Raw genomic sequence first — 13,148 nt, forward strand, 5'->3', positions numbered from 1 at the left:
TGATCGGGATTGCGCTGCGGGGCCTGTTGAGGGTCGGCGCTGTCCAGCGGCCTCGCTGCGCTCGGTACCTCTGCGGCTTACCGTCCTCTGTTGTGCGTCCGCTCATAGAGCTCACGGATGATGCCGCTTGCCGTGGTCTCGAACAGAAACGGCAAGAAAGCATGAACGAGCGCGGCAAAGGCCGCCATGAACAATCGCGACGAGAACCATGCGGCGAAAGCCATATGGCCGAAATAACTCTCGCCGACCGCGGCCGGGTGAGAGGTGAAAAGTCTTGCGAGCCGTGCGGTCATGTCGATCCCTCCTGCCGGCATGAAGAGCCGGCGATGAGTATACTGGCATGGGTGTTCGGTTCATCGGTCTCAAATTGTCCTTGTGAAAGGCTGAATTTTGGGACAAACATCCCACATGGCGCCGGAAATAGACGAAATAGACCGGAGATTGCTGGCCGAGCTGCAACGCGACGGCACGCTGTCCGTCGACCAGCTCTCGGCAAGAATATCGCTGTCGCGCAATGCCTGCTGGCGCCGGGTGAAGCGGCTGGAGGAGGACGGCGTCATCACCGGCCGGGTGGCGCTGGTCGATGCCGACAAGCTTGGGCTCGGCCTTTCGGTGTTCATCCTGATCCGCACCTCCAACCACGATCCCGACTGGCTGCAAAGATTCCGGGCGGCGGTGACCGGCTTTGCCGAGATCACCGGCGCTTACCGCATGTCCGGCGATCTCGACTATGTCCTGCGCGCCCGCGTCGCCGATGTGAAGGCGTATGACCGGCTCTATCAACGGCTGATCGCCAAGGTGGCACTATCCGACGTTTCGGCCTCCTTCGTCATGGAGGAGATCAAGGAGACCACGGTCGTTCCGATGGAACTGCGCTGAGGCGGAACCGCACTGAAAGAAAGCCGTTGATAGCATTGCCGCCGAGTTGACTGAGCCGGCGTTCGCGACGATAGGATCAGCCTCATGCGCGCAGCACTTTATCCCACCTCCGTCATCGGTCCGGCTGTCGGCTTCGTCAGGCTGCCGCATGGCGAGGGCTTGCCGCTTCCGGCCTATGAAAGCTCGGGCGCCGCCGGCATGGACCTGCGCGCCGCCGTCCCGGACGACAGGCCGCTTTTGATCCTGCCGGGAAAGCGCGCGCTGGTGCCGACCGGGCTGGTCCTGGAAATTCCGGAGGGCGTCGAAGGCCAGGTCCGGCCGCGTTCGGGCCTCGCCTTCAAGCACGGGCTCACCTGCCTCAACACGCCGGGCACCATCGACAGTGACTATCGCGGCGAGGTCAAGGTGCTGCTGATCAATCTCGGCGACGAGGATTTCGCGGTGACGCGGGGCATGCGGATCGCCCAGATCGTCTTCGCCCCGGTGACGCAGGCGACCGTCGAGGAGCGCACATTGGCTGGCGGTACGGCGCGCGGCTCGGGCGGCTTCGGATCGACCGGCACGGCCTGATGAAAATACCCAAGCTCGTCATCTTCGATTGCGACGGGGTTCTGGTCGACACCGAGAACCTGGCCAATCGGCGCCTCGCCGAGTGGCTGACCGCGGCCGGCTTTCCGGCCAGCTTCGAATATTGCCGCAAGAATTTCTCCGGCCGCAGCATGGTCTCGGTGCAGAAGGAAGTCGAGGCGACCGGCGTCAGCCTCGGCGCCGATTTCGTCGAGCGTTGGAACGCCGGCCTGCCGGACCTGTTTGCGCATGGCGTCGAGGCCATCCCCTACGTTCGCGAGTTCATCGAAACCGTGCACGCCGCCGGCATCGCCACCTGCGTCGCCTCGTCGGCACGGGTACCGAAAATGCACATCACGCTCGGTCAGACCGGGCTGCTGCCGCTGTTCGAGCATGCGCTGTTCAGCTCGACCATGGTCTCGCGCGGTAAGCCGTTCCCCGACCTCTTCCTGCATGCGGCAGCGACGATGGGCTTCGCACCCGCCGACTGCATCGTCATCGAGGACAGCGTCGCCGGCACGGCAGCCGGCATCGCCGCCGGCATGCGCGTCTATTCCTACCACGGCGACCCGCTTTCCGACCGCGACGGGCTGATCGAAGCCGGCGGCATCCTGTTCGACGACATGCGTGAACTGGCCGGGCTGGTGCCGATCCACTGATCGCCTTTGCGCAGCCTGCATGCGCGCCCGATCTCAGACCGGGCGCGGCGCCCCAAGTACTCGGTCGACCGTGTCGCGTATGAGACTGCGCAGATTGGCCGGCCTGTCGAGATGACTGACGACAAGGAGGCCGTCGGCCGCCACCGTTAGCGCGTCCGCGGTGCGGTCCGGATCGGGATCTGCGTCGGCGATCAGCAAGTCCCTGAGGGTGCCCCACTTCCAGTGACGATGCTGATCGATCGCCTGGCGAACCGGGCTGCTGGGGTCCGGATATTCAGCAGCGGCGTTCTGAAACGGGCAGCCGCGGTAGCCCGGCTGATCCGCCGCGTCGGCGATGAGATCGAATATGGCAAGGATCATCTGGCGAGGTGGCCGCCGGCCAAGGCTCGCGATTGCCGCCCGTCCTCCCTTGCTGAGCTCCTCGATATAGGCGCGGACGAGGTCGTCCTTGGCCGCGAAGTGATGATAGAACGTCGCCTTGGCAACGCCGGCCTCGGCGATGATGCGGTCGATCCCGACTGCACGGACCCCCTCCAGAGAAAACAGTGCGGTCGCCGTATCGAGGATGCGACGGGACGGTGGGCGACTTCGCCGGCGGCGCCCAACGGATAGCCCCAGGCGTTTTTCGTCGACTGCCGGGTGGATGAGGGCGACGTACGGGCCCTTACTTTCGCCGACGGCAAGATTGTGCGAGAGCGGCTCATCGCCCGCGACGAGCAGAGCCGGCGGATCGTGTGGGGATGGCTCGGCGACGAGGTCACCCACGATAATACCTTCATGCAGGTCTTTGCCGAGGGCGAGGGCCGGAGCCGCCTGGTCTGGATCCACGACACTCTGCCCGACGAACTCGGCGCGTGGCTCGCAGCCGCCATGGATCAGCTGGTGCCGGTTTTCCAGCAGACCCTGGCGAGCCAAGCCAAGCCAACATAGTGAGGCAACGCCAGGTGTTTCCTCTTGGTCGCAAAATGCTCTAGCTTGCGCGCGCCCGACATAACGAGCGCGCGCATGACCTTCTCCCTGCTTCGTTTCATCTTTGCCTGCCTGCTGCTGCCTTGCCTTTGGACGGCGGCCAGCGCCGAGGCCGTCAGTTTCCCGGAGCTCGGCAGCGCTGTCCCCGGCCACGGCGATGTCACCTATCTCGATCTCGCCAGGATGGTCATTCCCGATCTGACCGCGGACAAGAACGGTTTTTTCCGAGGTTCGATGCCGATCGAGATGCGCCACGTCGCTGGACCGGACTACGACGGCTCGCCGCCGGCGACGTCGGGTCTTTCCAGCGGCGACGTGCTCGGCATCAAGGCCGGCGGCAAGGACCGGCTGGCGATGCTGCTCGACCTCGGCGACTCGCCTGACAGCGCCGAGGGTTATGCCGTGCTGGCACTCTACGACATCACCGGCAAGCCGGCCTTGCTCGACGCGGTCAATGTCGCCGTCGACCGCAGCACCTACTTTCGCGATCCGGGCAAGCTGTCGATCGGGCCCGGCGATGACGCCATCATCAGCATGAGCATGCATTTCAATTCGAGCCAGGGCTATGGGATCACGCCGCTGATCATGGTCCGCAACGACAGGTTCGAGCTGATCGACATGATCTATACGTTCGACGAAAACCTCTGCACCCATAGGAGGACACAGAATGCGGCGTTCCAGGTGATCGCCGACGGCCAGCCCTATGCAGCCATCAAGGTCACGGTGACCGACGCGACGCTGCCGGGAGAAGAAAGCTGCGACGGCCAGCCGCCGCCAGAGGCGTCTTCGCGCGACATCTCCGTCACCTATCATTGGGACAAAAATGCTTCGCGCTACGTCAAGGATTCCGACGCGCTGGATCGATTGGCAGATGACAACGCCAAACGCTTCTGAGCCAACCGCATTTGTTTGCCCGGCGCCTTCCGCCGGGCTAGAATTTGCCTCACATTCTGCACTGGAGGGGAGCATCCATGGACAAGGGCAAGATTTTTCGCGACCTGCATGCCTCGATCTTCGTCATGGCCAATTCCTGGGACGTCGGCACGACCAAGCTCTTGGCCTCATTCGGCTTCAAGGCGCTGGCCACGACCAGCGCCGGCTTTGCCTTTTCGCGCGGCCTGCCGGACGGCGCGGTGACGTTCGAGGCGATGATCCATCATTGCCGTGAAGTGTCAGCGGCGACCGGGCTGCCGGTTTCGGCGGACCTCGAAAAGGGCAAGGGCGACAGCGCGACAAGTGCCGGCGAGACCATCTTCGCCGCCGAGGCGGCTGGCCTCGCCGGCTGCTCGATCGAGGACCATACCGGCGAGCCCGACAAGCCGATCTATGATTTTGCGCATGCCGTCGAGCGCGTCGCGGCGGCGGCGGAAGCGGCACGGGCACTGAAACGCGATTTCGTCTTCACCGCGCGGGCCGAGAATTTCCTGTGGGGCAAGCCCGACCTCGACGACACGATCAAGCGGCTGCAGGCCTTCGAGAAGGCCGGCGCCGACGTGCTCTATGCACCGGGGCTGGGCGACATCGAGATGGTGCGAACCGTCTGCTCGGCGCTGACCAAGCCGGTCAACGTCATGGCCGGGCCCGGCTTCACCATCGCCGACCTGGCCATGGCGGGGGTAAAGCGCGTCTCGCTCGGCCCATGGCTGACCAATTTCGCCTTCGGCATGCTGGAGACCGCGGCGCGCGAGATCCAGCAGGATGGCACCTTCGGCTTCACCCGCGCCGCCATGCCGTTCGGCAAGCTGCAGGCGCTATTTGCCAAACCTTCCGCCTAGGTCGGGCCCGGCGAATGACGCTCACCGTCGTCGACATGCACACCGGCGGCGAGCCGCTGCGGATCGTCACCGGCGGCTACCCCGACATTCCCAAGGGCACGATCCTCGAAAAGCGTGCCTACGTGCGCGACTATCTCGATCATCTCAGAAAGATCCTGATGTTCGAGCCGCGCGGCCATTACGACATGTATGGCGCGCTGCTGGTGGAGCCCGACCTGCCGGGCGCCGACCTCGCGGTGCTGTTCATGCACAATGAGGGCTATTCGACGATGTGCGGCCACGCCATCGTCGCGCTCGGCCGCTACGCCGTCGACGAGCGGCTGGTGGCGCCACGCGAGCCGCTGACGACCGTCAATATCGAGGCGCCATGCGGGCTGATTTCGGCTGCAGTCGAGGTAAGGGATGGCAAGGCCGGCGCGGTGTCCTTCGAAAGCGTGCCGGCGTTTCTGTTTGCCCGCGACCGGCGGATCGAGCTGCCGGGCTATGGTCCGGTCGGCTTTGACATCGCCTATGGCGGCGCCTTCTATGCACTCGCCGACTGCCGCCAGTTCGGGCTGGAATTCGGCAGGAATCGGGTGCGCGATTTCGTCGATGCGGCGACCGCGCTGACCAATAAGCTCAAGGCCGAATTGCCGCTGTCGCATCCCGACCATGCCGATCTCGCCTTTCTCTACGGCACCATCCTGACCGACGGACAGGATGCGTTCTCCGATACGCCGACCAAAAACATCTGCGTTTTCGCCGAAGCCGAGGTCGACCGTTCGCCGACCGGCTCCGGCGTCACCGCGCGGCTGGCGACCATGCACGCCAAGGGTCAGATCGAAATTGGCCGGACGCGGCTGTTCGAGAGCATTGCCGGCTCGCGCTTTTCCGGCGCCGTCGTACGCACGGCCACGGCCGGGCCGCATGACGCCATCATCGCCCGCGTCGGCGGCCGCGCCTATTACTCAGGGCGGGCCGAATTCATCGTCGAGGACGATGATGAACTGGGGCGCGGCTTTCTGCTGCGCTAGCTCCCTTCCCGTGCCGAGATCGCCTTGTGCAGGTGCACCATCATGGCGGCGGCGAACAGTGGCGTCAGAAGGTTGAGCAGCGGCACGGCGAGGAAAGCGGCGACCACCAACCCGGCCAGGAACACGGTGATGGAGTGCTTTCTGCGCAACGCCCGTGCCTCGGCCTCCGGGCGAAAGCGCATGGCGGCGAACTCGAAGAACTCGCGCCCGAGCAGATAGCCGTTGACGACGAAAAAGGCGGCGATGTTGATGCCTGGCACCAGCAGAAGCAGCAGGGCGACGATATTGCCGAGGATGACGACGCCGAAAAACCGGATCGCTAGCACCAGCGAGCGCAACGCCGGCACGGCGCGGCCGGGCGGATCGTTTGGATAGTCGGTGCGCTCGACCACTTCGGCGACGTCGTCGAGGAACAGGCCGGCGATGATCGCCGTCACCGGCGCGATGAGCAGCGCCAAGCCCAGCGCAAGGCCGACGCCGGCGACGACGGCGCCCAGCCACCCGGCCCAGGAGGGTAGGGCGGGCAGCCATGCATCGATCCACGGCCAGGCCAGCCATTCGAACAGGCTCTTGATCCCGAACCAAAGCGCCGCCAGCGCCAGCAAGGTCAGCCCAGCGTCTTCAGGAACACGGAACGGAATGCGGGCGAGAACTGCCGGCTCAAGGCGGCACGGGCGGCGTCGAGGATCACGGCGTTTCCAATTCCATGTCAAACGAGGCCATGGGCGATATTTCGGGATAGGCGGAGACAGGTCGCGAGACAAGCGCAAACCGCGCGATACGAAGCATGCGCTCTGCCCGGATTTATAACTCGCGGCCTAGGCAAAGCCGCATCAAACCGCTAGACCCGCCCGCGCCCGGCGTGGCAGAAAGCCGGTGGGCTTTTGGCGGAGACATGAATTGATGCCGGACTATGACGTGCTTTGTATCGGAAATGCCATCGTCGACATCATCGCCCAGTGCGACGAGGCGTTCCTGGAGACCAACGGCATCATCAAGGGCGCAATGAATTTGATCGACACGAGGCGCGCCGAACTGCTCTACAGCCGCATGGGCCCGGCCATTGAAGCCTCGGGCGGCAGCGCCGGCAACACGGCGGCGGGCGTGGCCTCCTTCGGCGGTCGCGCCGCTTTCTTCGGCAAGGTCTCCAACGACGCGCTCGGCGAAATCTACGCGCATGACATCCATGCCCAGGGTGTCGCCTTCGACACCAGGCCGCTTAACGGCGAACCGCCGACAGCGCGCTCGATGATCTTCGTCACGCCGGACGGCGAGCGCTCGATGAACACCTATCTCGGCGCCTGCGTCGAGCTCGGCCCGGAGGACGTCGAGGCCGACAAGGCCTCGGGCGCCGCGGTCACCTATTTCGAGGGCTATCTGTGGGACCCGCCGCGCGCCAAGGAGGCGATCCGGCAGACGGCTAAGCTCGCCCACGCCGCCGGGCGCGAAGTGTCGATGACATTGTCGGACTCGTTCTGCGTCGATCGCTACCGCGACGAATTCCTCGATCTGATGCGCTCCGGCACCGTCGATATCGTCTTTGCCAACAGCCACGAGATCAAGTCGCTCTACCAGACCGCGTCCTTCGACGAGGCGCTGGCCCAGATCCGCAAGGATTGCAAGATCGCCGCCGTCACCCGCTCGGAAAAGGGCTCGGTCATCGTGCGCGGCGACGAGACCGTGACCATCAATGCGACCAGGATCCGCGAGCTGGTCGACACCACCGGCGCCGGCGACCTCTATGCCGCCGGCTTCCTCTACGGCTACACGCAAGGCCGCAGCCTCAAGGATTGCGGCGATCTCGGCTCGCTGGCAGCCGGGCTGGTCATCCAGCAAATCGGCCCAAGGCCACGGCAAAATCTGCGCCGAGAGGCCGAGCAGGCGGGGCTTCTGTAGCGGCACCTCTTCCTTCTCCCCCTGTGGGAGAAGGTGGATCGGCGCGCAGCGCCGAGACGGTTGAGGGGTGCTGGACGGAGTGCTGCCGGTGCCAAGCTGGAACACCCCTCATCCGACCGAGCTTCGCTCGGCCACCTTCTCCCCCAGGGGGAGAAGGGAGAGGCGCTGCTGCTGCCCCCGCTCGTCAAGCTCCCGCGCTATACGCCGCAATCGCTGCCATGTTGACGATGTCCGAATCCTTGGCATTGAGCGAGACGATCTGAACCGGCTTGTTCAGGCCGACCAGCAGCGGGCCGATGACGGTCGAGCCGCCGAGCTCCTGCAGCATCTTGGTCGAGATCGAGGCCGAGTGGAAGGCCGGCATGATCAGCACATTGGCCGGGCCGGTCAGCCTGATGAACGGGTACTGCGCCATGGCGCGGGCGTTGAGCGCCACGTCGGCGGCCATCTCGCCGTCATACTCGAAATCGACGCGGCGCTTGTCGAGGATGCGCACCGCTTCCTGGACGCGCTCGGAGCGCTCGCCCTGCGGATGGCCGAAGGTTGAATAGGCGAGCATGGCGAGCCTCGGCTCGTAGCCCATGCGGCGGGCGAAACCGGCGGCCTCCTCGGCGATGTCGGCGATCTCGACGGCATCCGGCATGTCATGCACCGCGGTGTCGGCAACGAGGACGGTGCGACCGCGCGCCAGCACGATCGACACGCCGATGACGCAATGGCCAGGCCTTGCGTCAATGACGCGGCGGATGTCGTCGAGCGCCGTCGAATAGTTACGGGTAACGCCGGTGACAATGCCGTCGGCATCGCCCAGCGCCACCATGCAGGCGGCGAAATGGTTGCGGTCGTTGTTGATCAGCCGCTGGCAGTCGCGGAACAGAAAGCCTTTGCGCTGCATGCGCTCGTAGAGATAGTCGGTGTAGACCGAGTTGCGCCGCGACAGCCGCGCATTGATGATCTCGATGCCTTGCTTGCCGAGATCGATGCCGGCGTTCCTGGCGTTTTCCTTGATGATGTCGTCGCGGCCGAGCAGGATGGCGGTGCCGAGCCGCTGGTTCACATAGGAGACGGCGGCGCGCATCACCTGCTCCTCCTCGCCCTCGGCAAAGACGATGCGCTTGGGCTGGCGGCGGACGCGGTCGTAGATGCGCTGCAGCGTCGAGGCGATCGGGTCGCGGCGCGCGGAAAGCTCCTGCGCGTAGCGGTCGAGATCAAGGATCGGCTTGCGCGCGACGCCGGAGTCCATCGCCGCTTTGGCCACCGCAATCGGAATGGCCGAGATCAGGCGCGGGTCGAACGGCACCGGGATGATGTAGTTGGGGCCGAATTTCGGCCGCATGCCCTGGTAGGCGGCGGCGACGTCGTCGGGCACGTCCTGGCGCGCCAGTTCGGCGAGCGCTTTAGCCGCGGCGATCTTCATGTCGTCGTTGATGGTGGTCGCCCGCACATCGAGCGCGCCGCGGAAGATGTAGGGGAAGCCAAGCACGTTGTTGACCTGGTTCGGGTAATCCGAGCGGCCGGTCGCCATGATGGCGTCGGTGCGGATCTCGGCGACCTCCTCCGGCGTGATCTCGGGGTCGGGATTGGCCATGGCGAAGATGATCGGGTTTTTGGCCATCGACTGCACCATCCTGGTGGTCAGCGTGCCTTTGGCCGAGAGGCCGAGGAACACGTCGGCGCCGTCCAGCGCCTCGGCCAGCGAGCGCGCGCCGGTTTTCACGGCGTGCGCCGATTTCCACTGGTTCATGCCTTCGGTGCGGCCCTGGAAGACGACGCCCTTGGTGTCGCAGAGAATGATATTTTCGGACGCAAAGCCCATCGCCTTCATCAATTCGATGCAGGCGATGCCGGCAGCACCGGCGCCGTTGCAGACCATTTTCGTGGTCTTCATGTCGCGGCCGGTGATTTCCAGCGCGTTGATCAGGCCGGCGGCCGAGATGATGGCGGTGCCGTGCTGGTCGTCATGGAAGACCGGGATGTCCATCAGCTCGCGCAGCCGCTGCTCGATGATGAAGCATTCCGGTGCCTTGATGTCCTCGAGGTTGATGCCGCCGAAGGAGGGTCCAAGGAAACGCACGCAGTTGATGAATTCGTCGGCATCCTCGGTGTCGACCTCGAGGTCGATGGAATCGACATCGGCGAAGCGCTTGAACAGCACCGCCTTGCCTTCCATCACCGGCTTCGAGGCCAGCGCGCCGAGATTGCCGAGGCCGAGGATGGCGGTGCCGTTGGAGATGACCGCGACCATGTTGCCGCGAACCGTGTAGTCGAAGGCGCGGCTCGGGTCCTCGGCGATGGCGAGAACCGGCACGGCGACGCCCGGCGAATAGGCAAGGCTGAGATCGCGCTGCGTCGCCATTGGTTTTGTGGCTACGATCTCCAGCTTACCGGGGCGGCCCATGGCATGGAATTCCAATGCCTCCTGGGCGCTGACGGAGGGCCCGTTGCTTTCGGTTTTCTTGGCCATGGTACTTTTGGTTTCCTCGCCCGTACGGCACCGCTTGAGATGGGTGCGCATGCTTTCTTTTGTGGAAGGTTCGGGATTAAGGCTACACTTCGCCGCTGTAAACCGCCAAGCATGGCTTGCAAAATTTTGGAAGCAGCTTCTTGAACGACGAGACGCCCATTCGAAGCGACAACGCCACGCCGGCCTTCGCGCCGGCGACGCCGATGATGGAGCAGTATATCGAGATCAAGGCGGCGAATCCGGATTCGCTGCTGTTCTACCGCATGGGCGATTTCTACGAGCTGTTCTTCGACGATGCCGAGAAGGCAAGCCGGGCGCTCGGCATCGTGCTGACCAAGCGCGGCAGGCACCAGGGGCTCGACATCCCGATGTGCGGCGTACCGGTGCATGCCGCCGACGATTATCTGCAGAAGCTGATCGGCCAGGGGTTCCGCGTCGCCGTCTGCGAGCAGATCGAGGATCCGGCCGAGGCGAAGAAGCGCGGCGGCAAATCGGTGGTGCGCCGTGATGTGGTGCGGCTGGTCACCCCAGGCACCATCACCGAGGACAAACTGCTGGCGCCGTCGGAATCGAGTTTCCTGATGGCGCTGGGACGGGTCAAGGGCGGCAGCAGCGATACAAGAGGCGGGGAGCGCGGCAGCGCGACAGGGAACCAAGGAAGTTTCGCCCTAGCCTGGATCGAGATCTCGACCGGCGTCTTCCGCGTCGCCGAGACAACCGCCGACCGGCTGCTCGCCGATGTCTTCCGCGTCGATCCGCGCGAGCTGATCGTCGCCGAGCCGGTGTTTTACGACCCGGAGCTGAAACCGGTGTTCGACGTGCTCGGCCGCGTCGCCAGCCCGCAGCCGCCGTCACTGTTCGATTCGGCTTCGGCCGCCGGCCGCATCGCCCGCTTCTTCGAGGTGGCAACGCCGGATAGTTTCGGCACGTTTTCGCGCGCCGAACTGTCGGCGATCTCAGGCGTCATCGCCTATGTCGAGAAGACGCAGAAAGCCGAGCGGCCGCCGCTGTCGCGGCCGCAGCGCGAGGAGCAGGGTTCGACGCTGTTCATCGACCCGGCGACGCGCGCCAATCTGGAGCTGCTGCGCACGCTGTCCGGCAGCCGCGACGGATCGCTGTTCAAGGCGATCGACCGCACGGTGACCGGCGGCGGTGCAAGGCTGCTCGCCGACCGCTTGATGGCGCCGCTGACCGACCCGGCGGCAATCGCTGCAAGGCTGGACTCGGTGTCGTTCTTCCGCTCCGAAACGCGCCTCTGCCAGGCGGTGCGGGCAAGCCTGAAGAGCGTCGCCGACATGCCGCGGGCGCTGTCCAGGCTGGCGCTCAACCGCGGCGGTCCGCGAGACCTCGGCGCGCTGCGCGCCGGTTTCGAAGCGGCCGGCGCCATCGCCGAACTGTTCGGCCAAACCGCATTGCCGGCCGAACTGACCGCGGCGTTGGGAGCTATCAAGGCACTGCCCAGTGATCTGGCGACGCATCTGGCACAGGCGCTCAGCGACGAGCTGCCGTTGCTCAGGCGCGACGGCGGCTTCGTCCGCGGCGGCTACCACACCGAACTCGACGAGATGCGGGCACTGCGCGACGAGTCGCGGAAGGTGATCGCCGGGCTGGAGCGTTCGCTGATCGACGAGACCGGCATCCGCTCGCTGAAGATCAGGCACAACAATGTGCTCGGCTACTATATCGAGGTCACCGCCAATCATCATGCGCTGATGACCGGCAGCGACGGCGCCAAGGCGCGCTTCATCCATCGCCAGACCATGGCCAACGCCATGCGCTTCACCACCACGGAACTCGCCGAACTGGAAACCAAGATCGCCAACGCCGCCGACCGGGCGCTGGCGATCGAGCTTGCCGCTTTCGAGGCGCTGACGGCGGAAGTGGTCGGCCAGGCCGACACGATCCGTGCCGGCGCCGAAGCGCTCGCCGTGCTCGACGTTTCGACCGCACTTGCCTTGCTTTCCGAGAGCGAGGCCTGGTGCCGGCCGCTGGTCGATGCAAGCCTTGCCTTCGAGATTTCGGGTGGACGTCATCCGGTGGTCGAACAGGCGCTGCGGCGTTCCGGCGAAGGCCCGTTCGTCGCCAATGATTGCGATCTGTCGCCGCAAGGCGATGCCAAGGCCGGCGCGATCTGGCTGCTGACCGGCCCCAATATGGGCGGCAAATCGACCTTCCTCAGGCAAAACGCGCTGATCGCCATCCTCGCCCAGACCGGCTCCTTCGTGCCGGCGGCATCAGCCCATATCGGCGTCGTCGACCGGCTGTTTTCGCGGGTCGGCGCCTCCGACGATCTGGCGCGCGGCCGCTCCACCTTCATGGTCGAGATGGTCGAGACGGCGGCGATCCTCAACCAGGCAGGCGAACGCGCACTGGTCATCCTCGACGAGATCGGCCGCGGCACCGCCACCTTCGACGGCCTGTCGATCGCCTGGGCGGCGGTCGAATATTTGCACGAGAAAAACCGCTGCCGGGCGATCTTCGCCACGCATTTCCATGAAATGACGGCGCTGGCCGGAAAACTGCCGCGGCTCTCAAACGTCACCATGCGGGTCAAGGAATGGGAGGGCGACGTGGTCTTCCTGCACGAGGTCGGCAAGGGTGCGGCCGACCGTTCCTACGGCGTCCAGGTAGCGCGGCTGGCCGGCCTGCCGGAAGCGGTCGTCGGCCGGGCCAAGGAAGTGCTGCACCAGCTTGAAGCCGGCGAGGTCTCGGGCAAGGCCAACCGTCTGGTCGACGACCTGCCGCTGTTTTCAGTGGCGGCGAAGCGGGAAGCGTCGAAGCCGGCGAAGAGTGACGGGCTGGGCGCGGCGCTAGCGGAGATCAATCCCGACGAGATGACGCCAAGGGAGGCGCTGGAGGCGCTGTACCGGCTGAAGGGGCTGGCGGGGAAATAGTGCTCGTCCGATAGCGCTCTACGGCACCCCCC

The 13,148-nt window shown here is 65.2% G+C and carries 12 protein-coding genes and 1 pseudogene; 9 read left to right on the forward strand and 4 right to left on the reverse strand.

The window, feature by feature from the left end:
• Positions 1-77: 77 nt before the first annotated feature.
• Complete coding sequence (locus tag NKH16_RS08090) at positions 78-293, reverse strand: DUF6356 family protein (protein ID WP_352469961.1); 216 nt, start codon at positions 291-293, stop codon at positions 78-80.
• 115 nt (positions 294-408) lie between these two features.
• Between NKH16_RS08090 and NKH16_RS08095 the strand changes: the two genes are divergently transcribed.
• The 3 genes from NKH16_RS08095 to NKH16_RS08105 all read left to right on the forward strand — a co-directional run bounded on the left by NKH16_RS08095 (position 409) and on the right by NKH16_RS08105 (position 2,105).
• Complete coding sequence (locus NKH16_RS08095) at positions 409-879, forward strand: Lrp/AsnC family transcriptional regulator (protein ID WP_023676368.1); 471 nt, start codon at positions 409-411, stop codon at positions 877-879.
• An 84-nt stretch (positions 880-963) separates the two neighbouring features.
• Positions 964-1,449: a dUTP diphosphatase gene (dut, locus tag NKH16_RS08100; protein ID WP_352448498.1), complete on the forward strand. Its 486-nt coding sequence runs from the start codon at positions 964-966 to the stop codon at positions 1,447-1,449.
• Positions 1,449-2,105: an HAD family hydrolase gene (locus NKH16_RS08105; protein ID WP_352614552.1), complete on the forward strand. Its 657-nt coding sequence runs from the start codon at positions 1,449-1,451 to the stop codon at positions 2,103-2,105. The genes dut and NKH16_RS08105 overlap by 1 nt, the downstream gene beginning before the upstream one ends.
• 33 nt (positions 2,106-2,138) lie before the next feature.
• Here the strand turns inward: NKH16_RS08105 and NKH16_RS08110 are convergent, their stop codons facing one another.
• The gene (locus tag NKH16_RS08110; RefSeq protein ID WP_352872189.1) at positions 2,139-2,870 is read right to left on the reverse strand and encodes a TetR/AcrR family transcriptional regulator; all 732 of its coding nucleotides are present in this window, start codon (positions 2,868-2,870) and stop codon (positions 2,139-2,141) included.
• Between the two features lie 12 nt (positions 2,871-2,882).
• On the opposite strand from NKH16_RS08110, the gene NKH16_RS08115 reads away from it, so the two are divergent.
• From NKH16_RS08115 to NKH16_RS08130, 4 genes are all read left to right on the forward strand, one after another.
• On the forward strand, positions 2,883-3,035 hold the full coding sequence (locus NKH16_RS08115; RefSeq protein WP_352872187.1) for a hypothetical protein: 153 nt from the start codon (positions 2,883-2,885) through the stop codon (positions 3,033-3,035).
• 75 nt (positions 3,036-3,110) lie between these two features.
• Positions 3,111-3,968 (forward strand): hypothetical protein, encoded by an 858-nt coding sequence (locus tag NKH16_RS08120; RefSeq protein ID WP_352469964.1) that lies wholly within the window; start codon positions 3,111-3,113, stop codon positions 3,966-3,968.
• Between the two features lie 77 nt (positions 3,969-4,045).
• Entirely contained in the window at positions 4,046-4,849 is an 804-nt protein-coding gene (locus tag NKH16_RS08125; RefSeq protein ID WP_352469965.1) for an isocitrate lyase/PEP mutase family protein, read from the forward strand.
• Positions 4,850-4,863: 14 nt separating this feature from the next.
• Positions 4,864-5,862: a proline racemase family protein gene (locus tag NKH16_RS08130; RefSeq protein WP_352898966.1), complete on the forward strand. Its 999-nt coding sequence runs from the start codon at positions 4,864-4,866 to the stop codon at positions 5,860-5,862.
• Here the strand turns inward: NKH16_RS08130 and NKH16_RS08135 are convergent.
• Positions 5,859-6,553, reverse strand: a pseudogene (locus tag NKH16_RS08135) (sulfate transporter family protein). The gene NKH16_RS08130 and the pseudogene NKH16_RS08135 overlap by 4 nt on opposite strands.
• 212 nt (positions 6,554-6,765) lie before the next feature.
• Here NKH16_RS08135 and NKH16_RS08140 point away from each other — a divergent pair.
• Complete coding sequence (locus tag NKH16_RS08140; RefSeq protein ID WP_352458263.1) at positions 6,766-7,758, forward strand: adenosine kinase; 993 nt, start codon at positions 6,766-6,768, stop codon at positions 7,756-7,758.
• A 184-nt stretch (positions 7,759-7,942) separates the two neighbouring features.
• Here the strand turns inward: NKH16_RS08140 and NKH16_RS08145 are convergent, their stop codons facing one another.
• The gene (locus NKH16_RS08145; RefSeq protein WP_352898969.1) at positions 7,943-10,222 is read right to left on the reverse strand and encodes an NADP-dependent malic enzyme; all 2,280 of its coding nucleotides are present in this window, start codon (positions 10,220-10,222) and stop codon (positions 7,943-7,945) included.
• 203 nt (positions 10,223-10,425) lie between these two features.
• Between NKH16_RS08145 and mutS the strand changes: the two genes are divergently transcribed.
• On the forward strand, positions 10,426-13,116 hold the full coding sequence (gene mutS / locus NKH16_RS08150; protein ID WP_352899045.1) for a DNA mismatch repair protein MutS: 2,691 nt from the start codon (positions 10,426-10,428) through the stop codon (positions 13,114-13,116).
• Positions 13,117-13,148 lie beyond the last annotated feature (32 nt).

It is taken from the genome of Mesorhizobium sp. M1307 (genome assembly GCF_040318155.1).
Lineage (GTDB): Bacteria > Pseudomonadota > Alphaproteobacteria > Rhizobiales > Rhizobiaceae > Mesorhizobium.